This window comes from Butyricimonas sp. RTP31003st1_G1_RTP31003_210430, assembly GCF_040920905.1.
In the GTDB taxonomy this organism is placed as follows: Bacteria; Bacteroidota; Bacteroidia; order Bacteroidales; family Marinifilaceae; genus Butyricimonas; species Butyricimonas paravirosa.
In genome coordinates, this window is record NZ_JBCOSQ010000073.1 from 1 (window position 1) to 26,719 (window position 26,719).

Genomic DNA, 26,719 nt, shown 5'->3' on the forward strand with positions numbered 1-26,719 from the left:
GAATATGGATGGAGAAGGTAGATTTATCGTGTGTACTCCCAATTGACGAGAAATTTCCTCGACCACGTTACGCGTAGAATAAGGAACTTTATCCGTCGGATAGAATACACCCTCAACCTCTTTCTCCACGGCTAAATGAATAAACTCAACCAAATTTTTTACATTAATAAAATCACGACTATTCCGGGCTGAACCGAAAGGCAGCGGAATATGTTTATTTACCAAACGAATCAAACGCAACATATTACCCGGAGCCATTCCACCCCCGTATGCCATTGGCGGACGAATAATTGCGGCCTTAAATTCCCGGTCACTCATTGCCACTAACTCTTTATCTGCTTTAAGCTTAGAACTCCCGTAATAAGTCTGTGGTCTTTCCGGTGTTGTCTCTGAAATTCGACTGGCACTACCGAACACGGCAATCGTACTCATCTGCACGAACTGACGTACCCCTGCCTGTTTTGCTTTTTGAGCTAATAAACAAGCCATCCGATAATTCACATCATCATAAAGCTCTTGGTCTTTCACTTCCGGACGATGTACGATAGCTGCAAAATTTATTACCGCATCAAACCCTGAAAATGCTTCAACAGGCATATCTCGAAATGCTTTCACAACAATCTCTTTCTCGTACCCGGTCGGCCTGCGACTGTAACACGTGATAGAATCCGTTGATACATATTTCTTTATAAATTGCCCGGCAATAAAACTATCTCCTCCAATAATCAATATTCTTTTCATTCCTTGATCCATTTAAAACGGCATAAACCTCCAACTTGCCCACATACATGAGCATCATTATCTATCTCATATTAGCGTGTTTATAAACAGGATACGCTCTCTCCCTCTTATCTTGCTCCCCCTTTTACGTCGTATAGACCTCAGATGTTTTATTCGTTCTCATATAATTAATAATAGTGTTGTGTGTGTTGTTTTTAATCAAGATGCAAAAGTACATCAATGGTTGCGTCACAAAATGATGTTTTTTTGTTTTTAACAAACTCTTAACAAAATTGGAACGCAATTAAATAAAGATTACCTCCTTTTTCTATATGTATAAACTTATATGTATTTTTGTCGAGTTAATCTATATCGAAAAACTATCAATGATACAAGAACATAGTCAACGTATTACAAGAAACACGCTAATACTTTACTTTCGAATGATTTTTACAATGCTCGTAAGTTTATATACATCGCGTGTTGTCTTGAATACATTAGGAGTGGAAGATTTTGGCATTTACAATGTCGTAGGAGGCGTGGTTGCAATGCTCAGTTTCATAAACGGCTCATTAAGTGCAGCTTCATCACGATATATTACTTATGAATTAGCGATAGGAACCCCAGAAAGTCTAAGAAAGACTTTTAGTTGTGTTATGACGATTCACATATTTATTGCCTTACTTATTGCGATCTTAGGAGAAACTGTTGGCTCATGGTTTTTACTTCATGAACTCAAAATTCCTGAAAACAGATTGAATTCTGCCATATGGGTATTCCAATGTTCTATTTTAAGCACAATGCTATCTATAATTAGCGTTCCTTACAACGCTACAATTATAGCTCATGAAAAAATGAATGTATATGCATATATCTCGATCATGGATGTAATGCTCAAATTAGGTATTGTCTATTTATTAGTGATTCTTCCTTTTGACAAACTTAAAATTTACGCATTACTTATACTTGCGATACAAATTTTTGATGTTTTCGTATACCGTTGGTATACATCCACTCGCTTTAAAGCATGCAAATTCAAATTTACCTGGGATCAATCCTTATTTAAAGATATTTTTATTTTCGTAGGCTGGACAATAAACGGTAATTTGGCCGTAATCGGTTACACTCAGGGATTAAATATTTTATTAAATTTATTTTTTGGCCCCGCAATCAACGCTGCAAGGGGAATTGCTGTACAAGTACAAACAGTTATTCAAAATTTTTGTAATAATTTTCAAGTAGCCCTAAACCCTCAATTAACAAAATCGTATGCACAGTCAGATTTTGAGTACATGCATAAACTATTAATTATTAGTTCTAAATTTTCATTTCTCCTACTTCTATTGCTTTCAATGCCAATAATCTTCGAAGCACAAACCATATTAAAATTATGGTTGAATATTGTTCCAGAATACACAGTCATTTTTCTAAGATTAATTTTGTGTTCAAGTATGCTCACGGCTTTAGCCAACCCACTCATCATATCCGTTCATGCCACAGGTAAATTAAAAACATTCCAGTTAGTTGAAGGTAGCATGCTTCTAACAATCGTACCAATATCGTATTTATTACTAAAATTTTGCAATGTTCCCCCAGAAGCTGTTTTTATTGTTCACATTGGCATTGAGATTTGTACACAATTTGCAAGAATGAAAATTGTTCTTCCCATGATTAACATGAAAATTCACGATTACATTAAAAATGTTCTATTTCCTATCACAAAAGTGCTTATCCTATCTCCTATTATTCCATTCATTATATATATTTGTATGCCCAATAATTGGTATTCTTTCATTATGGTGTGTTTCACATCGGCATTTTCAGTATTAATAGTAACATATTATATTGGATGCCAAAAACATGAAAGAATATTTATCAAACAAAAAATATACACGATCATAATGAAACTCAAATTAAAGAAATGATAAAGACCCCACATATATCGATTATTGTACCAGTTTATAATGTAGAACTTTACCTAGCGACTTGTATTAATAGTTTAATAAATCAAACATTCTCCGATATTGAAATTCTTCTCGTTGACGATGGAAGTTTAGATGGATCAGGTAACATTTGTGACAAATACGCTTCAGAAGACTCAAGAATTCGAGTATTTCACACCTCGAATAATGGAGTAACCTTTGCCCGTAAAACTGGTACAGAAAATGCACAGGGAGAATGGATTTGTTTCGTAGACTCAGATGATACGATGCCTTTAGATGCTCTCTCTCAAATGCTACACATGGTCGGTAATTGTGATATGTTAAAGGGAGACCATCGGAAAATTCATAATATAGATGCAAGTTCTTCACAATGTTCCATTCAACAGGATCTGATACAACTTCAATCAACAGATTTCATTTGTGAATGTCTAAAAAATTGGAAACTTCGAGGTCCTTGGGGAAGCTTGTATAAGAGGAAATTATTCGACAATAGTATTTTTGATCTTCCTCGAGATATCGTTCGAGGAGAAGATTATATAATGAATGTCAGATTAGGTAATAAAGCAAAACAAATAGCAGTAACCACATCTATTGTTTATAATTATTTCGACCGTCCAGGGTCTTGCATGAACACGTTCATTCCAACATTACAATATGAAAAACAATTTGAAAAATATTTAGTTGCAACCTTAGACTCCATACTCAACTCAAAAGAAATAAAGGAAGCCCTATTTTATCATCGCTATGCAGTAATAAAAACATTATATTTAACAAATAAAAAATTAGATACTAAAGATACTTACATAACAGAACTAATAAAAAATACCCGACATCTAAATTTAAGTAAAGAAGACAATATAATCCGTCATCTTTATAAGTACCCTCGACTTGCCAAAACCAGTCTAAAAACACTTCGGATATTACACAATTTAAAAGAAATCATAAAACCATCATGATTAAATATTTAAAATATATTCTATACCAACTTACATACAATATATTACCATTAATAATGCAAATCCCATCTTTTGCCATTAGACATGCAATTTTAAGATTATTATTAAAAAAGATCGGGAAAAAAACTTCAATATTTAGAGGTTTTGAATGTATAGCAGGATCACACATCTCCATCGGAGAACATTGTGTTATTAATAAAAATGTATTCATGGATGGTCGGGGCGGTAACTTAACGATTGGTAACAACGTCGATATTGCTAGAGAAGTAAACATTTGGACAATGGAACACGATGTACACGATGATCTACATGGACTTAAATGTGGTGAGGTCACAATAGAAGATCATGTATGGATCGCTTCACGTGTAACAATTCTTCCTGGAGTAACAATCGGACAAGGAGCCGTCATTGCATGTGGTTCTGTCGTTACAAAAGATATTCCCCCACGTGTAATAGCCGGAGGAATTCCAGCAAAAATAATTGGCCAACGCAACAACCAACTGAAATATGAATTATATTATCGACCATTATTTGAATGACAACATATTACTTTTTCTAAAAATAGCCTCATTTCCACCATAGAAGCAGTCATTGAATAATTTTTTAGAAACATTTCACGAGCATATCTCTGACATTCTAATAAGCGTTCTTTATTATGTCCTAAATCATTAAGAATTGTAATCATATCTTGAGCCGATACACTACATCCTCCAACTTGACGGGTGTCAATATCATACCCCTCAAAAGCCTCAGGTGTTCCAACAATAGCTTTCCCATACATCATAGCCTCTGCTGTTTTTGTCTTCATTCCACTACCTAAAAATAAAGGGCAAACTACTATATCCACTTTAGCATACCATTCTTTCAAACTTTGAACATAGCCAATCACTTGTACTCGATCCGAAATCAAATGAGATACAGCCTTTTCCATACCTTTCCCTACAATGAACAATTTCCCATCTACATACGGCATTACTTCTTGTACAAACCACGTGATCCCTTGAATATTTGCAAAAAAATCACTCCCTACAAAAAGATACTTAAGCTCATCTAAACCCTCTTCCTTCTTCGCCTCTCCCGAATCACTAAATGAAGTTGGTAATAAAGCTGTTACATCCTTTTTATATATATCTAATATTTGTTTAGCATCTCTATTATTCAATGCTATTAAATAATCACTATACTTTACTGCTAGTTTTTCTGCTCTATAAACAAAAAAGATGTTTAATAAATTTCCCATACTCTTTACATTATTTTTAAACATCTCCCAAGCATACCTTACCTCAACATTGTGCAAAAAAGTTACAATAGGTAATTGCGGGAACTCATCTTTCACCCGTTTCACAATACATCCATACAACGAATGTGCTATAAATACCAAATCCACTGGATGTTCCCTCAAATGAATAATAATTTCTTCTATATTCAGCCTCGACACCCCCCCATTAACTCCATGAACTCGTTCTTTTAAACGCTGCCAAAAAGGTACTTTATACTGTTCAAACTGAAAAACTTCAACATCACAACAAGTAGCTCTTAATAACTCTAAATTTCGATGATTAATCACACCTCCACCAAAATCTTGATCCATTTTCCCTACGATATAAAAAATTCTCATATCACTACTTTGTTATGTACAAACTCTTTATACGATTATTTATCTTTCTTCGCTCTGTATCATAAAACCATCCCCACTTATTAAAATAATAAATAGCAGCTTTTACATGGATTTTAAATAAACGCAAATTCTTATGGGATCCTTTTCTGAAATGATGATATACAAACGCCTTGGGATAAAACATAGTTTTATACTTTCGCCCTATACGACGACACAAATCAGTATCCTCACCATACATAAAGATTCCTTCATCAAATACCCCAATTTCAGTTATTACATGCCGAGGAATAAAAAGGAAACATCCAGAAAGATAAGGGACTTCCATTATAGAATTATAATCAGTAAAACGCATTTCAAAATCATAATCTAACTTTTTTTTCACCCTATCAATAGGAATAAGGCTACGTGCAATCCAATTAATTGGTGTCGGTAACAATTTACACAAATATTGCAAACTACCATCCGGATAAAGAACTTTAGGCATACAAATACCTACATCTTTATTCTGATCCATAAATTGCACCAACCGTTCTATGGTGCCAGCCTCAAAACTAATATCTGGATTCAATACTAAATGATATCTACCTAATCTTATCTCTTCCCTCATAATAATATTATGAGCGGCTCCAAAACCTATATTAGCATTATTAAAAATGTATTCAAGTCGAGGAATATTTTCACATAATACTCTTAAATCATCTGTTGGAGAGTTATCTACAATATAGAGTTTAACATTCAAAGTTGTATTTAAAAAACTATCAATAGCTTTCTTTAATACGTCTTCTCTTTCCTTATATGTTACAATCGTGGCCGTTACTAATAAATCATTCATAAATATTTCTCATCGTATTAAATCAAACATAAAGCAAATCACATTTTTGATTTTTCTCAAAAACCAATATGCAAGCGACGAATAAAAAATAATATCCTATAAAAATTTATCCCCCTCTTAAAACCTGCTAAAATCAACCTATGCTGCCAAATAAGAAATTTCAAATATTTTGTCCGGTAAAAATCACTATATATTTGTTTTACCAAGCTTTCTTCTCTATCTACTCCCCCTTGGTTGCAACAAGTCAATAAACATCTCAAATTAATAATTGCAATATCATCAAAATAATCACTATAAACATTCCTTGCTTTAAAAAAATCTGATATATACTTTGCGGCCAATAACGCATCCATCGCATGCTTTTTCGTTGGAGTTTTTGTTGCAGCACCCTGACGTTGATAGTAGTGATATCCATAATAACTACTTTTCGCTATTACTCGAGCATAAAATGATAATTGTAGCACACCCAACATATCCTCTGCCATACTCAAACCATCAGGAATGACCATCTTATGACATATTGATTTTTTTATTAACTTCATCCACAAGCACCATGGTTGCTTTCCTATTGCCAAACTATGAATAAACTCCTTTGAAGAAAGAACATCAAAATTAGTTGAAAACATTTCTATGTCCTCGTTATCAGTACTATAATAAGCGTTTCCCACAATAATATCTGCATCTTGCTGTTTTCCAAGCAAATATAACCGTTCTAAACTCTCACTCTCCAACCAATCATCTCCATCTAAAAAAAATATATATTTTCCCTGGGCATTCGCAAGTCCTTCTCTACGACAAGAGGTTACGCCACCATTCTCCTTATTAAGAACAACAACTCTTTCATCTCTTATCGCATATTCTTCTAATATCTCTAATGAATTATCAAGACTTCCATCATTTACAACAATAATTTCCAAATTTTTATAAGTCTGTGATATAACAGAATTTAGACAACGCTGCAAATACGAAGCTATATTATAAACTGGAATAATTACAGATATTTTATCCATTGTGTTATTTATTTTTATAAACCTGCTCAATTCCTGCCAATGTCCCTTTAAAAAAAGAGAAATTTTTCTCCAAACAACTCTTGATAAGGTTCAATAAAAGTAATCCTAATAAAACCCAATTCATTTTCAAAGATGATCCCAATCTATGTTTTCGATATATATGAACGTAATTAACTACATATTGTCTACGATAATTACTTTGATCTTTTTGTATCGTTGATACATGAGCATGAAACCCCTTAAAACCATCAAAAAAGCACGCTTTAAATTTTTTATTAAATTGATGAGAGAAGTCTGTATCTTCAAGATAAGCATAATCCTTAAAATATTCATCATAACAGATATCTGCAAAAACATATCTTCTATACACAGAAAAACCTCCTCTCAAAAAAGATGCAGGATGTTCCTTATATGAATCTAAAGCTAAAATAGGTAACCCACCCAAAGTCAAAGACATTTTTCCAAAATAGGAGGTAAAAAACAACTTTCCAAAAACATATTGCAATCTTCTTGTAAAAGTGGAAGGCAGTACTCTTTCAGACAAAGCCCCTGTAATTGCATCAATTTCAGGACGTTTCATAAAAAAAAGTCTCATTTTTTCTAAAGAGGCAGGAAAAAGATATATATCATCATCTAAAAACATTACCAAATCACATGTAGCTTTAGCAATTCCATAATTTCGTTGTAAAGGCAACCCTGGTAAAGTATGAAAATAACGAATATTAGGTTTCACCTCTCCAAAATCCTCTCGTCCTATTGCTCTAGGTCTATCACTACTATCAACAATTATAATTTCATCTCCTATATTAAACTGGTCTATAAAAAGTTCCAGATTATGAATAAGTATATCTCGACGATTTCTTGTGCAAAGTATCAAACTAACATTCATTTCAACAACTTACAATATTATCACTTACATCTAACTTGCTTGCTACTTTCTCTTGCCTATAAACATAGGACAAAAATAAAATAAAAGATAATAATGGGAAATAGAATATTTCTAAAACATTTCCCAATAAAAATATTGCAACAAATAGTAGTACAAAATTTTTATCTAGAAAATAATAACAATAAAATGCACAAGCGAAAACGATTAACAAACAAACGATCCCCATCTCTAATAAGATTTGGAGATAAGAATTATGCAAATTCATTCCTTCTGTCGTTATTTCACGAGTCTTTCCTGCTCCCAATCCCCAACAATAATCATCATTCAATTCTAAAGCATCGAAAGCCTCCAATTGACTTTCAAATCGTAAGGACAAAGAAACAAGTTTTTCTGCTATATAATCATTAGAAGTATCAACATCACGTAAAGTTGTCAAGACAAATAACATCCCATAATATATAACAAACACTCCAACTAAAACCATTCCACCTAAAACCTTCACATTCCTATTTGGCAATACCCACAATTTTTTTACATGAAAAAGTATAATGACACCAAACATCGTTATTATTAAAGAAAGAGAAAAAGAAAGTAAAACTGCCCCTATCAAAAAATAATTGAAATGCCCAGTTTTTACTTTCAAATAATAAATATAAACAAATAACAGATAAGAAAAAAAATTAGAATCTTCTATTACTCCAGAAAAACGCATGAAACCATGCGTTTCAACGCCTGTTGTCAATGACAATCCCAAGGTATTATATAATACCACATCAATATAAATTAATGCTGCATTAAAAAGAAGGAAACAATGAAGTAATTTCGTTATCCGTAAGTCATTTACTAAAGGTATATAAAGCGTTAACCAGATCAATGTTAATGTTTTAAATATCCTATAAGCTGCCCCTCCATCATGAATAAGCAAATAAAAAGTAGTTAAGACACCAACACTTACTAAATACACATAAAACCCTTTTCGATGCCTCACATCTGATCCTAGAAAAAGACAAAATAATATAGCACAAGCAAAAACGATATATAAATTCATCGCATAGGTTAATGAGAAAAAACCTAGCACAAAAAATATATTATAAAGTCCATTAAAAGAAATCAAGTTTCTCATTTAAACATTCCCCTAACCAAAAGTCCTATTATTCCAAAAAATCCGAATAAAAAAACACTTCCTAAAATAATTAATAATGTTCTAGGTTCGCTTGGATATGAAGGAACAGAAGCTGGTTCTATTATAGCAAACGTAGGCGTTTCTTCTTGAACTTTCATTTTTGCTTTATCCAATTCCTCAATCATCGATGCGTATGGCTTATAAACCAATTCTACGTCTTGTTTCAATCGAAATTGCTCCATCGTTGAAACACTAGAAACACTTTCTCTATGAGAAGCTATATATTTACTTAAATCTTCCTGCTTTTTTTCATAATTAAGCCGAGCGTTATTCAATAGATTCTCATAAAATTTCACATCAACATTAGCTTTATATGTCTTTTTCTCTGCCACCAATGTTTGCATTTTTTTCAGGATTTCATTTGCTACTAACGCAGAAACCATAGGATCTTGCATCCTCACAATCAAATTCATCACACCATTGCGTTTATCCATTTGGACTTTTATGTCCTTATTCATTCTCCCTACAAATGTAGCTTGTTCTGGTGCTAGTTGAAATAAATTTACAGTATCAAGAAAAATAGGCTTTCCATACCTCCATTTTTGTATCGTAGCAGGTAGCTCTATAATATCTCGCCACCAAGGGAACTTATATTCATTCAATATATAATTTCGCAATAAAATTTTACTTTTATCTAGCTTAGAAACTTCTAAACTCCAAAAGTTTAATAGGAACGGTTTACTTTTAACAATATCCGAAATAAAATTACTATTATCAATAGTAGACTGATCTGGAACTATCTTTATCGTTGTAGTATACGCAGTTGGAATACTCCAAGACACAATTAATCCAACAACAACCCCTATACAAATAATTAACAATAACTTTTTCTTATTTGTCCAAACCTGTTCAAACATTATCAAGGGATCTATCCCTTTTAATTTTTGTTCTCTATTCATCAGAATTCAATTAAATATTCTTTTATTTACATTTTTCACGGAATAAACTACTATTAAACAACCATATAGATTAATAGATAAAAACAAATATTTTGTTTGCGAAGTTACAACAATAAGTAGTTTAAAGCAAACAATTAATCACGAAACTATTTATACGATAATTCAATCATCGTCATCACAAGTGACCATGAGGCTCATGCAGATTTTCTAAATCTTCCCACATCCAAAATCGTTATCCCACCGCCACATGACGGGAACATAACATAAGAGAAAGCGACCAGTAAGACCCAAGAAATAGTTAAACCATAGAATTAAGGTATTATTACTCTAGGAACAAGCATAACAAATAAAATTACAGCTGAGAAAATATCATGTAACACAAATTCAACCCAAATGAAGAAGTAATCCTACCCAAATAATCCCTCTCATTCAGAGATTACTCGAAGATCCCTCGTAGCTCAAATATTACGGAATGAATGAGCTTCGAATAAACTTCGAGTAATCTCTGAAAAAGGGGGATTATTTCCTTAGGATTTCCCCAGCTTCTCGACAGGTTCTCATTATAAACCTAGTTCTACGCAGAGGTATACATTTCGCCCCTATAAAAAGTTTCTGACGATATAACTTCTCTTCAAATACTTATTATACTTGATTTCGACACAATCCCAAGAAATTGGAAACGTGCTTTTCAGCATCCCACGTAACAGAGTGCTACATCAAAAACACACTTTTCGTATATTTTACAAGCCAAATAATTACACTTTTCCGAGAAAAATAATAAATCCGAATAATTACAACGCCTTTACGCAATCTAATGAAACATTTGCACAAACACCTATCAAACAAGGAACATGAACCATAATCCGATGGCCACCAGCTACCTCGACCAACTCTCCCTGTACCCCGGTTAATTCACCTTGAATCACACGTACACCAGATCCTACCGGAATTTTCCCATTCACAACTTCAATCATCTCCGCCCGTTCATTCAAAATCCGCAAACTATCCAACTGTTCGTCCGAAATCACAACCGGGCCCTGTTTCTCTTTTAACAACGCAATCACGCCCCCAATTGATAACACGGAAGGTAAATTCATTTCAGAAACACGGACAAAAATACACCCCGTAATCACAGGGACTTCTAACCTTTTCACCAGTCCATCCCTCACAAACTCGCCCCCCCGCACAGGTAAATAATTCTCGATTCCTGCTTGTTCCAAACGCTCCTTCACTCGTTTTTCCGCCCGAGCAGCAGTGAAAACTGCATACCAATTCGTCTTCTCCATTACTCTCTGACTTCTAAATTTTCGGCTACCTGAATTTTATTTAAAACCTCTTCCATATGATGTTCTACACCTTCCTCTTCCATCTGGAAATCAATAGATTCATAGGTTGAATTTTTCGATTTAAACTCAGGTACGATACATTTCATTTGTTTCACCACGGCAAAATTATCTTTTGTCTGCAAAGCTATATCAAGAGCCTTTATCGCATCCGTAACTTCACTATAATTATATTCACGTACTTTGGCAATCTTTATTCGCTCATGCACGGTCGGCAAAGTCGTCTCCTTCACGTTAAGCACCTCCTCGTACAATTTCTCTCCCGGTCTCAAACCGGTAAAAACGATATGAATATCTTTCCCAACTTCATAACCGGAAAGTTTAATCATCTTACGAGCCAGATCGACAATCTTAACGCTCTTACCCATGTCAAAAACAAATATTTCACCGCCATTTCCCAACGCCCCCGCTTGCAAAACGAGCTGACATGCCTCGGGAATAGTCATGAAAAAACGAGTTATTTCCGGGTGAGTAACCGTTATCGGGCCACCCGCCTCTATCTGTTTCTTGAAACGAGGGATCACTGAACCATTCGATCCCAAAACGTTCCCAAAACGAGTAGTAATAAAACGAGTATTTGCGATGCGATTCAATGATTGCGTGTAAATTTCCGCTATACGCTTACTTGCACCCATAACATTCGTCGGGTTCACCGCTTTATCGGTAGAGATCATCACGAAACGCTGGCAATCATACTTCACAGCACAATCGGCAACATTTTTCGTTCCGAAAATATTAGTTTTCACACCTTCAATCGGGTGTTTTTCCATCATGGGAACGTGCTTATAAGCAGCCGCATGATACACGATATTGGGATGATATGTTTTAAAGATTCCTTCCACCCGGCTCGCATCACGTACATCCCCGATCTCAATTTTATAATCCGTGAAACCACACTCTTCCTTCAGTTCCAGCTCAATATCATAAAGCGGAGATTCGGCCTGATCAAACAAAACGATCAAAGAAGGATTAAAATGCGTCAACTGCCGCACGATTTCACTCCCGATAGAACCAGCCGCCCCGGTCACCAAAACCACTTTATTCAATAATTGTTTCCGAAGATTGGTCTCCTCCATGTGAATCACGTCCCTCTCCAACAAATCTTCGATCTTGATATTCCGGATATGCCGCATACTTAACTCCCCGTTAATCCAACTTTCAAAACGAGGTACTTCGAGTACGTTCACATCAGCGGCCAAGCAGATCTCGACAATTTCCCGTTTTTTATCCGGAGAAATCATCTTTTTGGCGATAACCACCTTGTCCACCCGGTTACGTTTCAACAAACCGGGTAAAGACGACATCTTATAGATCTTGACCCCCTCGATAATCTTTCCCGCTTTCCGATCATTCACATCAACAAAAGCAAGAATATTATACGTGGCATCCTCCACGTTATCCATGGCATGTTTCGCCATGATACCGTATTCATCGCTACCACATATAATTACATTCTTTTTAGTACGCTCTGCACCAATATACTGTGCGAAGACTTTCTTCACGATCACCCGACTCATAACCATCAAACTGGTCAGAAGAACGTACTCCGTGAGTAAAACGGAAACCGGTATAAAAAGATAATCATACAACAGGAAAAACACGCCACTACCCAAAAGAAGGGCAATCTCCCCTGCCGTCAACACGTAGTAGATGCGCAAAGCATCCTCCGTTCCCGTGAAACGTACTATTCCGGAATAAGTATGTCCCAACAAGAAACTGATCACCCGGATACCCACAATAACAAGGGCCCCGGTCAAGACAAAATCCAATCTCATCCGGTCAATCTGGAAATTGACCCAAATCAGATAGGCAACGCTAACTGCCATAATAGCAAGAGCCACGTCGATCAAAAATACAATCCATCGAGGAGTGTATGAGAATGAACGCAATGTCCTCATTCTATTCAGACCATTTGTGATAAGTGCAACCATAATTTTTTAATATAAAAATAAAACCTTCACGGGATAAACCTCCTAAAAGGTGGACACCCGCAAAGGTAATAGTAATAATATTAAAAAAAAAATTTTTTAGTAGGCCTTTAAAATATTAACCTCATCTTCAGTTAGGAAACGCCAGTGACCCCTGGGCAGATTTTTCTTCGTGATCCCAGCAAAAAAGACACGGTCCAAACGAAGAATCTGGTACCCCAAATGCTCGAAAATCCTCCGGACGATACGATTTCTACCGGAATGAATTTCAATCCCCACCTGTGTACGATCATCTTCCGCCACTCTCACGTCATCCGCCTGGATAAAGCCATCCTCCAAGTCGATTCCCTTACGAATAGCCTCCAAGTCGCCCGTTTGAACCACCTTGTCCAAGAACACGTGGTATATCTTTTTCTGGTTATACTTCGGGTGTGTCAATTTCTTGGCTAAATCGCCATCATTCGTGAAAAGCAACACTCCCGTGGTCTGACGGTCAAGTCGTCCAATCGGGTACACGCGCTCTTTACAAGCTCCCTCGATCAAGGTCATCACGGTTCTACGTTCCAAAGGATCTTCCACTGTCGTCACGTAATCTTTCGGCTTATTCAACACCAAGTACACTTTACGCTCGGGAGTAATCACTTGATCATCAACCTCCACTCGATCCGTACGTTTTACTTTTACCCCGACTTGTTGCACGACTTCCCCGTTTACTTTCACCCGACCGGCTGCAATCAACACATCAGCATCACGACGTGAACACACCCCGCCTTTAGCGATATAACGGTTCAAGCGTAATTCTGTCTCCTGCCCCTCGTTCTTCTTGCGATATTCAATTTGTTTTTTCTTACTATACACACTTTTGGGAGCGCCATCCCCATCTGCCCGACGGGTAAACACTTTTCTCGCCGGACGATCAGAATAACGATCCCGACGATCATCCCCCTCTCTGCGATCCCGACGATCGCCACGATACCCTTCTCCACGTCCTCCTTCCTCACGGGAACCTCTTTCCCGACGTCCTTCCTCACGTCGATCATTACGATCCCTGTTTTGATAACGATTATCTCTTCTTTCTGCATTTTCATCCCGATCTTGAGGCCGCCTTTCACGACGCTCTCCACGATCGGAAAAACGATTGTTATCCCTGTTACCTCTCTCGTATGATCTTCTATTATCCCGATTCTCGTAACGATTATTCTCCCGATCCCCTCTTTCACGGTTTCGATCTGAATCCCGGTAATAACGATTCCCGTTATCTCGATCTCCCGTACCCTCGTTACGCTCTCTCTCCCGTTCTTTGTTCAAATCACGGATATACCCGTGTCCTTGTTCCCGTCTCGGTCTGTCCGTGTTGAAACGGTTAGGTCTTCTTGTTTCGCTTTCTCCACCTTCACGGTTTTCGAAACGCGGTGTTCTGCTCCGACGATTCTCATCACGATTCTCGATCGGCCTTGTAATTCTAGGTCTTTTAGTCTCCCTATTCATATACTTACGTATAAATTTTTGATTTTAAATTTATGATTCTTGCTTATAGCCCTCATCGGCCTATTCTATTGATTGAAGATATGCACTCATTTTTCATACCTTCTTAATTATTCATTCTCAATTCTACATTTTCAACTTTCAATTATTTCGGTGCCGCCCGGTATACAAATAACGCCACCACAGCAAATAACATATTCGGTATCCATACCGCTAATAACGGACTCATGCCTCCATTGGTTGCAAAAACCGTGGAAAATTGCATAAATAATATGTACGAGAAACTGATTAACAATCCCAATCCCAAATGGAACCCCATTCCTCCCCGAATCTTACGGGAAGCGATACATACCCCGATTAACGTCAATATAAATGTAGCGAAAGCGCCCGAAAACATCTTGTACTTCTCAATCTGGAACTCAACCACGTTACTACTTCCCCGCAATTTTTGCCGAGCGATGTATTCATCCAGTTCCGGTAATGTCAAGCGCTCCTTAATTTTCTTGGGGTCCTCGGAGAATTCCGCCGCACTAAAATTTAATAGCGTGTCAATAGTTTGTCCTGTCGTGTAAGTCTCCTTGATCCCGTCAAATTCCCGTAGCGTCCAGTTGTTAATCCGCCACTTCTCAAGTTCTTTATTCCATGAAATAGATTTTGCCGTCAACTTACTAACCAGCGTATCCTCCCGAAATACCTCGTAGGTAAAATCATTACCCCGGCTGGAATACACGTTAAAACTCGACATATAGATAAAAACACCCGGTGCAATCTGCCGGTGAATATTCTCTTCCTTGTTGCTATACTTTTTCCAAATATATTGCTCGGAGAACTCGATCCGCTTCTTGTTGGCATTCGGAATAATAAAAGCACTCAAAAGAAGTGATAAACAGGCAATCACCCCGGCCGATATCATGTATGGCCGGACCATTCTCCGGAAACTGATACCCGTACTTAAAATAGCAATAATCTCACTATTATAAGCCATCTTTGACGTGAAGAAAATAACAGAAATAAAAGTAAACAAAGAGGAAAACACGTTCGCGAAATAAGGCACGAAATTCAGGTAATAATCAAATATGATCGCCTTCACGGGAGCCTCGTTCTCGATAAATTTCTCCAATCTCTCCGAAAGGTCGAAAACCACGACAATACTCAAGATCAGTACCATCGAAAAGAAAAAGGTACCTAGGAACTTCCGGATAATATATAAGTCTAATTTTTTCATTTTACGCTAGTTGCTTCTCAGCACTATAATCTTCTTGTAACTTTCTTTATCGTACTCTCTTTCCACGTCACGAAATCTCCTTCCAGTATATGTTTACGAGCTTCACGTACTAACCACAAATAAAACGACAAATTATGGATCGAGCAAATTTGTAGCCCTAAAATTTCATCCGCCTTGATTAAATGGCGCAAATACGCTTTCGAGTAATCATCATCTACAAAACTCAACCCGGCCGGATCAATACGACTGCAATCCTTCTCCCACTTCTTGTTCTTTATATTGATCACGCCCTCCGTGGTAAACAGCATACCATTTCTCCCGTTTCGGGTCGGCATCACGCAATCAAACATATCCACACCTAAAGAGATTGCCTCCAAAATATTCTCCGGGGTCCCGACCCCCATCAGGTAACGGGGCTTATCCTGCGGCAAAATCCGGTTTACGACTTGAATCATCTCGTACATGACCTCAGCCTCTTCCCCAACAGCTAATCCCCCGATTGCATATCCCTCTCGATCAAGAGCAACAGCGTGTTCCGCTGCCTTTTCCCGCAAATCCCGGAAAGTACATCCTTGCACGATCGGAAAAAGCGACTGGTGATAACCGTACAATGGCTCCGTGGAGTCAAGTCGTTTCACGCATCGTTCCAACCAACGCTGGGTCAGCTCCAAAGAATTCTTCGCATAACCGTATTCACTCTGCCCCGGGGGACATTCATCAAATGCCATGATTATATCAGCCCCTATCTTACGCTGAATATCCATGACATTTTCAGGAGTAAACAGATGTTTCGAACCATCAATATGAGAACGGAACACGACCCCTTCTTCCGTGATTTTCCGACAATCACCTAAAGAAAAAACTTGAAAACCGCCACTATCCGTGAGGATCGGACGATCCCATGAATTAAATTTATGTAGTCCCCCTGCTTCTTCCAACACCTCTGTACCCGGCCGCAAATACAAATGATACGTGTTGCCCAAAATGATCTGGGCCTTAATATCTTCCTTCAACTCTCTCGCATGCACGGCTTTCACGGTTCCCACCGTACCCACAGGCATAAAGATCGGAGTTTCAATATTCCCATGATCCGTGGTTAACACACCACATCGTGCATCACTGTTTTTGTCTTTCGCTAAAAGGGTATATTTCATCTAATCATGATTTTGAGCGCACAAAGATAGGAATAATTAAATCTAAAATCATAAATCTAAAATTATTTATATCTTTGGTCCAAATTAAAAAAACAAAAAATAATTGTCATGAGGATGTTTTACAAGTTAATTGTATGTATGTTTATCGTGGGGTTTGCCCTACCCGGAAACGCTCAAAACAAGGGCAAAAAATTCACTCTGGAAGATTTTAACTTGACCTACACGTTCAGGACACAAGGTGTTTCAGGCCTCCGTTCGCTAAATGACGGGGAACACTATACCGTGTTGGAAGACAAAGGCAAAAAGCTGGTCATGTATAGTTACAAAACCGGGAAAGCCGTAAGCACTTTACTAGACTTGAACGATCCCAAGTACAAAGCTGTTCAGACTATCCAAGATTACGAATTCAGCCCGGAAGAAGACCGGATTCTGATTTGCACGAATATAAATCCGATCTACCGTCGTTCATTCACGGCAGACTACTTCGTGTTCGATTTTAAAAATAAGGAATTAAAACCTTTATCGGAAGGTGGCTCTCAACGTTTGGCAACCTTCTCTCCTACCGGAACGAAAGTGGCATTCGTGAGAGACAACAACATCTTTATCGCGGACTTACGTTTCGGTTCCGAAATTCAAATCACCTTTGATGGGAAATTTAATGAAATCATTAACGGAGCCCCCGACTGGGTATATGAAGAGGAATTCGGATTCAACAAAGCCTTCGAGTGGGCCCCCGACGGATCTGCCCTCGCGTTCATCAAATTTGACGAATCAGCCGTGAAGACTTACCACATGAATATGTTCAGAGGACAATATCCGGCATACGAACAAAATGCCCTTTATCCCTCAAACTATTCCTATAAATACCCGAAAGCCGGGGAAACCAATTCCATCGTGAGCGTCCACGTTTACGACATTAAAGATCGTGTCACCACCCCAATGAATATTGGTGAAGAGACAGATATTTATATACCCCGTATCAAATGGACAAAAGATCCGAAAAGATTAGCTATCATGAAACTGAACCGTTTCCAGAATCAACTGGAAATCCTGTTGGCCAATGCCCGCGTGGGAAGTACAACCGTGCTTTACCGGGAAGAAAATAAATATTATATCGCGGAAAGCAACTTGGACAACTTGATCTTCATGGAAGACGGGCAACATTTCATCATGAGTAGTGAAAAAAGTGGTTATTCTCACCTTTACTTGTATGCCATGAGCGGTAAAGAAATTCAGCCGATCACTTCCGGTAAATACGACGTGGTTGATTTCTACGGGTACGATCCGGTAAAAAAACTTTATTACTACGCCTCTCACGAAGAATCACCTTTGGAAAAATATATCTACTCTATTGACTTAAAGGGTAAGAAGAAGAAACTCACCCCGACAAAAGGATGGAATGAAGCAGAATTCAGTAAATCATTCAAATACTATATTAATATAGTATCTAACGCGGATATGCCTCACGTGTATACCCTGTACGCGGCAAACGGTAAAGCAGTCCGCACGCTGGAAGACAATGCCGCGTTGAAAACGAAACTGACAGATTACAATGTTGCCAAAAAAGAATTCATACAAATCCCGGCAGCAGACGGAACCACCATGCTAAATGCATGGCTCATGAAACCCGTGAATTTTGATGCATCAAAAGCTTACCCGTTATTAATCATCCAATACAGTGGGCCGAACTCTCAGCAAGTAAGCAATAGCTGGGGTATGGATTGGACACAATACCTAGCACAAGAAGGTTATATCGTGGCTTGCATCGATCCTCGCGGAACGGCTGCCAGAGGGGAAGAATTCCGCAAATGTACCTATATGCAACTCGGAAAAATCGAAAGTGACGATATGATCGCCGCCGCAAAATGGCTTGCCGGACAATCTTACATTGATGCACAAAAAGTAGGTATCTGGGGTTGGAGCTTTGGCGGATTCATGTCATCACTTTGCCTTATGAAAGGGAACGACGTGTTCTCCACGGCTATCGCCGTTGCTCCCGTTACTCACTGGGGATTCTACGATTCCATCTACACAGAACGCTTCATGAGACGCCCGCAGGATAATCCTTCCGGCTACAATGACAACTCCCCGATCAACTGGGTAAAACATTTAAAAGGAAACTTATTGTTATGCCACGGAACTGCTGACGATAACGTACACGTGCAAAACACCTACGAATTATCCGAGGCTCTTGTACAGGCAAATAAACAATTCGACATGCAGATTTACACCAACCGTAACCATAGCATATACGGCGGTTACACCCGGTTACAGTTATACACTAAATTTGTGAACTACTTGAATCAACATTTGAAATAAAATTTCAAATGTTGATTCAAGTTACAGGTTGGCAGGTTACAAGTTACAGGTTTAGCGTCAACGCTTGCACGTCAAGAACCTGTAACTTGTAACTCACCAACCTGAAACAAAAAAAACAGATAAGTTGTGATTCGATCACAACTTATCTGTTTTTTTTATATCTTGCAAACGATAGAAATAAACATGATCTCAGCGTAATTATCTTCGGGATAACCAAACTGAAATCTTAAATCATAAATTTAAAAATAAAAACGTTATGAGTAAATGTATCTGTACGTTAGAACCCAAAGCCATCTGGGAAAACTTTTATAAACTAACTCAAGTTCCACGTCCGTCAAACCATGAAGAAAAAGCCAGAGAATTCGTTATGAATTGGGCAAAAGAAAACGGAATCCATGCTGAAATGGACGAGGCTAACAATATATTATTGAGCAAACCGGCAACCCCGGGAATGGAAAACCGCAAAGGAGTTATCCTGCAAGGTCACCTAGACATGGTTCCTCAAAAAAATGAAGACAAACAACACGACTTCACCAAAGATCCTATTGAAGCATATATCGACGGGGAATGGGTAACCGCTGACGGTACCACTCTTGGAGCAGACAACGGTATCGGTGTTGCCACCGGGATGGCTATTCTATTATCAAAAGATATTCCTCACGGTCCGGTTGAAGTGTTAATCACGGCTACCGAAGAAACCGGAATGGATGGAGCAAACGGCATCCGCCACAACTGGTTAAAAGGAGACATCTTGTTAAATCTTGACTCTGAAACAGAAGGCGAATTGTATGTTGGTTGCGCCGGAGGTATTGATGGAGAGATTGCGTTCGACTACACTCCCGAAGCCGTTCCCGCAGGACACAAAGCATTCCAATTATCATTGAAAGGATTAAAAGGAGGTCACTCCGGAATGGACATCAACTTGGGTAGAGGAAACGCCAACAAATTATATTTCCGTTTCTTGAAAGCAGTCAGCAAAGAATTAGACCTTCGTCTTTCTTCCGTATCCGGAGGAAACATGAGAAACGCGATCCCGCGTGAAGCTTTCGGAATCATAACTGTTCCGGCTGCCAATGCAGACAAATTCCTAGCTAAAGTAAAAGAATACGAGGGAATATTTAAAGCTGAATTAAGCGCTAAAGAACCGAATCTCACTTTCTTTGCAGAAGAAACAGCTCTTCCACAAAACGTGATGCCGGTAAAAGTACAATATAACCTGATAAATGCCATCAAGGCTTGCCCGAATGGTGCCATGAGAATGATTGATTCCATGCCGGACACGGTTGAAACATCCAACAACTTGGCGATCGTGAAAGGTGGAGAAGGAAAGATCGAAATCTACATGTTAATGCGTTCTTCTGTTGAAACCGCAAAAACATCGTTAGCTCAAGTAGTAGCAGCTGTATTTGAACTGGCAGAAGCAAGCAAGATCAACTTTACCGGAGAATACCCGGGATGGAAACCCAATCCGGATTCAGCTATCCGTAAAGAAATGGAAGAAGTTTACATGAAATTATACGGTAAGAAACCGGCGATCATGGCTATCCATGCCGGATTGGAATGTGGTATCCTAGGCTCTGCCTACCCACATTGGGACATGATTTCTTTCGGACCGACCATCAGTTCTCCTCACTCTCCGGACGAGAAAGTGAACATCGAATCTGTAAGTAAATTCTGGGAATTTTTGAAAGCTACATTAGCTGCAATTCCTACGAAATAATTAAAAAAATAGACTCCGATGGCGTTATCGGAGTCTATTTTTTTCTCATTTCCCGAAAAGAATAAAAAGCCGGGACCCTCAAATAAATCAGGCCTTGCCGGTACGTAAAACGCTAGAGATTGTTTCAATTTTCCCCTCACTTTCAAGCCATTTACTCTATTTTTAAATATTTTAACCACATCGTATTGTTTTCTGTATTATCTTTGTATGGAAAATTCATATTATTAAAACATGACTTTAAAGAAATTGACACTACCGGAACTCTTGAAAAATAGTTGTTCCAAGTTTTCAAAAAATTTATCTTTAAATTTTGTCGCAAGCGGAAAAAGAACTTACCAAGATTTATATAACGAAGTTGTATCTATTGCTAACCACTTACTTCATCTAGGTGTAAAGAAAGGAGACAAGGTTGCCATTTTAAGTGCGAATATGCCGAACTGGGGAATCACCCAATTTGCCATCGCAAACATTGGAGCCATTGCCGTACCGATCTTACCGGGATTCTGTTCTACAGAACTCCAAAATATATTGGAACATGCAGAGGTAAAAGTGATCTTCGTTTCCCGCCTACTGGCAAAATGTTTGGAAGGAGTAACAACACCGTTCCTTGAGCATAAAATCCTGATCAATAACTTTGCCACCATGCCGGAAGGATGCTACCAACCGGAAGACTTGGATAAATTGGTCCCGGATATTAATTTGAATAATACAACCCCTCTTCCCGAAGTTTCGATAGAAGAAGAGGATATTGCATCAATCATTTACACCTCCGGTACAACAGGATTCTCGAAAGGAGTAGTCTTAACACACAAAAACTTGGTATGGGATGCTCGTCAGTGTCGTACCATCCAACCTGTAGATGAAACCTACCGTTTCCTAAGTATTCTGCCCATGGCACATACTTACGAAAACACACTAGGACTTTTGTTACCTTTGATGTTCGGAGCACAAGTATATTACCTGGATCGAGTACCGACCCCCAAATTACTTGTTCCGGCAATGCAGAAAATCCGTCCCACGGTAGTTTTATCCGTACCCTTGATTATAGAGAAAATTTACAAGTCGCAAGTGTTGCCTAAATTCACCAGTTCGAAATTGATGAGCAAGCTCTACCAATTCGCTCCGGCTCGTAAATTATTCAACCGATTGGCTGGAAAGAAACTAATGGAAACCTTTGGTGGGGAACTAAAATTCTTCGGAATCGGTGGTTCTAAACTGGATGGTACCGTAGAGCAATTCCTTCGGGAAGCTAAATTCCCCTATGCTATCGGTTACGGACTTACTGAAACAGCTCCTATGGCTGCAGGTTCCAACCCGTCACAGACCTTTCTTCAAGGAGTAGGTCCTGTCATGGAAGGTGTACAGATTAAAATCAACAATCCCGACAAGAGCGGACAAGGTGAAATCTGGATTAAAGGTCCTAACGTGATGAAAGGATACTACAAACGTCCGGAACTCACCGCAGAAACCTTCACAGAAGACGGTTGGTTTAAAACCGGAGACTTGGGTTCTTTCGACAAGAAGAATAGATTAGCTATCCGCGGAAGAATCAAAACCATGATTCTCGGTGCATCCGGAGAAAACATCTACCCGGAAGAAATCGAATCTATCATTAACAACTTCCGTTTCGTGAACGAATCCCTCGTAGTGGAAAATAGCGGTAAACTGGTTGCCATGGTTCATTTTAACATGGAAGAACTTGAAAAACAGTACCAGAAATTGAAAGACCAAGCCGGAAACTACAAGGAAAAGATCAACGACTACATTGAAGAACAAAAACAAGAGCTACGGGATTACGTGAACGCACGGGTGAACAACTTCTCAAAACTACAACTTGTACTCGTACAACATGAACCTTTTGAAAAGACACCCACTCACAAGATCAAACGTTTCTTGTATTGCAAATAATAAAAAAATCGGGTTTTTAGAAACCCGATTTTTTTCTATAAGAGTTTTTCAGACTCATCATTAGGATTAACGATTTTTGAAAGTCATCCCAACCACTTTACCACAAACGTTACGATAAACAGTATCTACCTTTATAACATCTCCATTACGTCCCAAACCTAACACATGGATACTCCCAGTTCTTTCAGTGCTTCCCTCAACTGAAGTTGCCGCCCACATATTGAAACTCTCATTATCAGGTCGGAAGTATAAATAATCAACCTTCGCACCAGGACCGACAACCGTATCTGTATCGTAAATAACCTTACCTTTATCAAACTCCAAGTCATAACTGTATATCTTATTTTTATAAGCATAATACAAATAAGGATCTTCCCGAGACATGGCAAATGCCGTGGCTTTATCCAAATCGGTCGCACCAGAAACTGTATGCTGGAAATACGGAGTAAAATAGTCCCCTCCCATACTCATGCTATAGCCAATATTAAACCGGAGACAATACATATTTGCCAAATCCGTAGTACCTGGTTTCCTAAAAATTCCATAGGCATACCCCGCATCGTTATCCATTTTTTTCCAACCTTTTGCCGCATAGACCAATTCCAAACCAACATTACGGGGATCAAAAGCAAGTGCATCAGTATCTGTTCCTTCTGGTAATGGAACCGGATCCAGTTTGGTTTCCTTTAATTGTCCATATGAACATTTCAAGATATTAAAATGATAATTTTTATTATCATAGAACAAAAGGGTATTATTATTCAAAATTGCATAAGGAGCCAAACTATAGTCACCCGATACTTCAGGATTGAACAACGGTTCATACGCTGCATACTGGAAATCTCTATAATGAAGTTTACCATTATTAATAATAAAATCATAAGTGATTCCCATACCCGTGTTATATAAAGTCGCCACGGCACAGTATGCTTCAGGAGCTATAGGGCTGGGCATCACGTAAAAAAGGCTAGAATAGTCACTGATTTTCACAAAATTAGTCGGCTCTGTCACAACCCCACCCTTATCATCTGCACACAAAATAACAATCATATGTAGATCTGTATCAGAATGATCAATATCCGCTATCCCGACAGGATGGGTTCCGGCATATTCCCCGTTAGCTGCATAGTAGATATTTTGAGAGAAGATTTTGGAAGAATTCAAAAGCGACAAATTTGCATTTCCATCCAAATCACTCAAAATCAAAAGTCCACTATTTTCAGCATCTACCGTAATATCGAATTCTTTCCTAGCAAACAATCCAGTTTCCTTGTCTGTTATTTTCAAGCGCGCACTATACAGACCGGGACCTGCAGCTACATAATATTTCAAATTTCGATCAAATCCCAACGTATCAATTTTTGCATTCTCACCAGCTCCTGCCTTGTACCAATACCACAGGTATTCAAGATTTTCCTCACTAATATTCTTGGATTGAGTAATAGTCGGTACAATACGCAATGTATCATATTGAGTTATGCTTTGCCCCTTAATGGAATCAATTTTTATCTCGTTCGTATCCATGTAATTGTAAGTTCCGAGCTCTTCCATACAGGACGTACACAACAATGCAGTCAACACAGTTATCGTCAACAATAAATATTTCTTCATAGTCGGATATTTAAAAAATTATAGCCCAATCAGATTCAATCACCTGACCATTTTCATCATAAACAGGATAATTTTCCTTGAAATAATTCTGCATTTTCATACCATAGCCTTTTAAAAGATAACGATTAGGCCCGTTATATGCAGGCAACTCCTCAACCCCACAAACTTGTAATATCAATTTGTATTTCGTCTTGCTCCAAGTACCGAAATATTTCTTTCCATATACCAAATCCCACATCCCAGGCTTTTCCAACATATTCGACACTTTAATTAAAGCTTGCTGGCGTTTTGAAAAATCATTAGGAAACTCATCATTTGCAACTATTTGCAAAGCGATACTTACAGCAACAGAATCCAGCAATTTATCCGTACTATAAACTGTAACCGGGACTTTAGTAGTAAATGTACCTTTGGGCAACACATACGACTCTTCCAATGCATCATAATGCAAACCCACCTTTGCTGTTGACAACGTTTCATCTACCGCTACCCGAAAATGCCGATCATAATCTGCAGGATATCCAGCTATCTCCACTGGCACTTCAATCACATGAGAATTTTCCACGACCTTAGCGAAAGAATAAACAATACTATCTGCCTGGGCTCCCGACAAATTGAAATAAATCGTCGTTGCCGTGTTATTAAACCTTTCTTCTACCTGGTCTGTACACCCGCTTCCCAAGAAAAGTAGTAACCCAATTATTATGAAAAACTTTACCATATCTTACTTGTTTCTATTCACAATATTTCCAAATTCAATTTCCGTATCAGGCAGAGGGAATGTGTATAAACTAGGAAAATTTCCATCCACTACACCCTCTATACTTGCGAAATTTTTCCGCTTCATATAATAAAATAATTGCCCCTCACCCACGAACGATTTTCGGTATTCAGCATAAAGTTCAGCATCCAAATCATCTACCCCTTCTTTTAGATTATAAGAAGCACTGATACCAAAACTCTGCCGCACCCGATTCAAGTGCGAGAACGCATCGGATTCCTCTGTTGCAGCCTCTGCTGCTATGTAATAAGCCTCACAACCAGCAATCAGTGAAACATTCACAGGACGTTTACCATCTGAAGCCTTCATATATTTGGCCATATATTCTGTACTACTGTTAGGGTATTCGTGAAACCACTCTTTCCAACGGCTATCGATGGATCCGTATTTATCTGTTTCGTAGATACTGTTCTTCCGCTCTTCTGGAATGATCAGTTGTTCCTCTTTTTCCAATCCGGGATTAAAATAATAGTCAGAATAGTCAGCAAGCTTATCTGAATACAATGAGAAGATGTAACTCGTTGAAGAACACCGACCAGAATTTACGGCTAATTCCGCCCATTTATAAGCCTCGCCCTTATTCTCCAAAAACAAGTAAATACGTGCCAACGAAGTTGTCACCGCATAATAATTCATCCTTTCCCGACGATAACGCAGGAAACCGCCATCTTCATCGTATTCGGCATTATCTTGCCCGCTATTAGTGTAATTTTCCGAATAACTCTTAAAGGCTGGCCCTATTGGGTCTGTTTCTTTCAGCAATGCTTCTGCTTCCAACAGATCCTGAATACAAGTTTCCGCAACCTGCTTCACGGTCTTCTGAGCAAAAGGTACATTTGTCACTTCATTCACATAGGGAATAGCCAAAGCATCTCCTCCCAGTACATAAGAAGGAGCATACATCCGCAACAAGTCAAAATGTAAATATGCCCGTAACCCCAAGGCCTCACCCTTGATGATATTGTAGTTATCCGCCGTGAATAACTCTTTATGTTGATCCATATTCCACAATAAGTTATTCAGATTAGCTATAATAGAGTACATATTAGACCAAATCTGTGAAACAGTAGGCTTAACATCCGCATGTCCGTAATCATATATAGTCATCGGCATATAGGTACTCTCCTCTGACGTTATGCTATAATACTGTGCCAGCACATCCATAAAGCTCATCGTCAAATTACCTCCATAAAGA

At 38.2% G+C, this 26,719-nt stretch carries 21 protein-coding genes; 6 read left to right on the forward strand and 15 right to left on the reverse strand.

Annotated elements, in window-relative coordinates; all coding sequences use genetic code 11:
- Window positions 1–741 (reverse strand): NAD-dependent epimerase/dehydratase family protein (locus AB5542_RS17820; RefSeq protein ID WP_368243295.1); only part of this gene is annotated, 741 nt, incomplete at its 3' end.
- Window positions 742–1,223: 482 nt separating this feature from the next.
- On the opposite strand from AB5542_RS17820, the gene AB5542_RS17825 reads away from it, so the two are divergent.
- Genes AB5542_RS17825 through AB5542_RS17835 form a run of 3 tightly spaced genes read left to right on the forward strand, consistent with a single transcriptional unit; the run spans window position 1,224 to window position 4,158 of the window.
- Window positions 1,224–2,645, forward strand: coding sequence for a lipopolysaccharide biosynthesis protein (locus tag AB5542_RS17825; protein WP_270543764.1), 1,422 nt, complete (start codon window positions 1,224–1,226; stop codon window positions 2,643–2,645).
- A complete protein-coding gene (locus tag AB5542_RS17830) occupies window positions 2,642–3,619 on the forward strand; it encodes a glycosyltransferase family 2 protein (RefSeq protein ID WP_087422407.1) in 978 nt (325 codons plus the stop codon). Before AB5542_RS17825 ends, AB5542_RS17830 begins: the two co-directional genes overlap by 4 nt.
- Window positions 3,616–4,158 carry an acyltransferase gene (locus AB5542_RS17835; protein WP_087422408.1) on the forward strand — a complete coding sequence of 181 codons (543 nt, stop codon included), beginning with the start codon at window positions 3,616–3,618 and terminating at the stop codon, window positions 4,156–4,158. Before AB5542_RS17830 ends, AB5542_RS17835 begins: the two co-directional genes overlap by 4 nt.
- Here the strand turns inward: AB5542_RS17835 and AB5542_RS17840 are convergent.
- From AB5542_RS17840 to tgt, 11 genes are all read right to left on the reverse strand, one after another.
- On the reverse strand, window positions 4,137–5,237 hold the full coding sequence (locus AB5542_RS17840; RefSeq protein WP_087422409.1) for a glycosyltransferase: 1,101 nt from the start codon (window positions 5,235–5,237) through the stop codon (window positions 4,137–4,139). The genes AB5542_RS17835 and AB5542_RS17840 overlap by 22 nt on opposite strands.
- A 4-nt stretch (window positions 5,238–5,241) precedes the next feature.
- Window positions 5,242–6,069, reverse strand: a complete 828-nt coding sequence (locus tag AB5542_RS17845) for a glycosyltransferase family 2 protein (RefSeq protein ID WP_087422410.1) — start codon at window positions 6,067–6,069, stop codon at window positions 5,242–5,244.
- A gap of 56 nt (window positions 6,070–6,125) precedes the next feature.
- Entirely contained in the window at window positions 6,126–7,079 is a 954-nt protein-coding gene (locus AB5542_RS17850; protein WP_279037979.1) for a glycosyltransferase family 2 protein, read from the reverse strand.
- 4 nt (window positions 7,080–7,083) lie between these two features.
- Window positions 7,084–7,968, reverse strand: coding sequence for a glycosyltransferase family 2 protein (locus AB5542_RS17855; RefSeq protein WP_087422412.1), 885 nt, complete (start codon window positions 7,966–7,968; stop codon window positions 7,084–7,086).
- A 1-nt stretch (window position 7,969) separates the two neighbouring features.
- Window positions 7,970–9,091, reverse strand: coding sequence for an O-antigen ligase family protein (locus AB5542_RS17860; protein WP_087422413.1), 1,122 nt, complete (start codon window positions 9,089–9,091; stop codon window positions 7,970–7,972).
- Window positions 9,088–10,050 (reverse strand): hypothetical protein, encoded by a 963-nt coding sequence (locus AB5542_RS17865; protein WP_087422414.1) that lies wholly within the window; start codon window positions 10,048–10,050, stop codon window positions 9,088–9,090. The genes AB5542_RS17860 and AB5542_RS17865 overlap by 4 nt, the downstream gene beginning before the upstream one ends.
- Window positions 10,051–10,841: 791 nt before the next feature.
- On the reverse strand, window positions 10,842–11,336 hold the full coding sequence (locus AB5542_RS17870) for a UpxY family transcription antiterminator (protein ID WP_270543771.1): 495 nt from the start codon (window positions 11,334–11,336) through the stop codon (window positions 10,842–10,844).
- The gene (locus tag AB5542_RS17875; protein ID WP_229128231.1) at window positions 11,336–13,324 is read right to left on the reverse strand and encodes a polysaccharide biosynthesis protein; all 1,989 of its coding nucleotides are present in this window, start codon (window positions 13,322–13,324) and stop codon (window positions 11,336–11,338) included. The genes AB5542_RS17870 and AB5542_RS17875 overlap by 1 nt, the downstream gene beginning before the upstream one ends.
- 96 nt (window positions 13,325–13,420) lie before the next feature.
- Window positions 13,421–14,809: a pseudouridine synthase gene (locus AB5542_RS17880; protein ID WP_087422416.1), complete on the reverse strand. Its 1,389-nt coding sequence runs from the start codon at window positions 14,807–14,809 to the stop codon at window positions 13,421–13,423.
- 142 nt (window positions 14,810–14,951) lie between these two features.
- On the reverse strand, window positions 14,952–16,031 hold the full coding sequence (locus AB5542_RS17885) for an LptF/LptG family permease (protein ID WP_027199888.1): 1,080 nt from the start codon (window positions 16,029–16,031) through the stop codon (window positions 14,952–14,954).
- Between the two features lie 23 nt (window positions 16,032–16,054).
- A complete protein-coding gene (tgt, locus tag AB5542_RS17890; RefSeq protein WP_087422417.1) occupies window positions 16,055–17,185 on the reverse strand; it encodes a tRNA guanosine(34) transglycosylase Tgt in 1,131 nt (376 codons plus the stop codon).
- Between the two features lie 108 nt (window positions 17,186–17,293).
- Here tgt and AB5542_RS17895 point away from each other — a divergent pair, with 108 nt between their 5' ends.
- The 3 genes from AB5542_RS17895 to AB5542_RS17905 all read left to right on the forward strand — a co-directional run bounded on the left by AB5542_RS17895 (window position 17,294) and on the right by AB5542_RS17905 (window position 23,132).
- Window positions 17,294–19,504 (forward strand): S9 family peptidase, encoded by a 2,211-nt coding sequence (locus AB5542_RS17895; RefSeq protein ID WP_279037970.1) that lies wholly within the window; start codon window positions 17,294–17,296, stop codon window positions 19,502–19,504.
- 256 nt (window positions 19,505–19,760) lie between these two features.
- A complete protein-coding gene (locus AB5542_RS17900) occupies window positions 19,761–21,224 on the forward strand; it encodes an aminoacyl-histidine dipeptidase (protein WP_279037969.1) in 1,464 nt (487 codons plus the stop codon).
- A gap of 231 nt (window positions 21,225–21,455) precedes the next feature.
- Complete coding sequence (locus AB5542_RS17905; RefSeq protein WP_279037967.1) at window positions 21,456–23,132, forward strand: AMP-binding protein; 1,677 nt, start codon at window positions 21,456–21,458, stop codon at window positions 23,130–23,132.
- Window positions 23,133–23,198: 66 nt separating this feature from the next.
- Here AB5542_RS17905 and AB5542_RS17910 read toward each other — a convergent pair whose 3' ends face one another.
- The 3 genes from AB5542_RS17910 to AB5542_RS17920 all read right to left on the reverse strand — a co-directional run.
- On the reverse strand, window positions 23,199–24,743 hold the full coding sequence (locus AB5542_RS17910; RefSeq protein WP_279037966.1) for a PKD-like family lipoprotein: 1,545 nt from the start codon (window positions 24,741–24,743) through the stop codon (window positions 23,199–23,201).
- 10 nt (window positions 24,744–24,753) lie between these two features.
- Window positions 24,754–25,464, reverse strand: coding sequence for a DUF4843 domain-containing protein (locus AB5542_RS17915; RefSeq protein WP_279037965.1), 711 nt, complete (start codon window positions 25,462–25,464; stop codon window positions 24,754–24,756).
- Window positions 25,465–25,467: 3 nt separating this feature from the next.
- Window positions 25,468–26,719: RagB/SusD family nutrient uptake outer membrane protein (locus tag AB5542_RS17920; RefSeq protein ID WP_368243298.1), on the reverse strand; the 1,252-nt coding region annotated here is incomplete at its 5' end.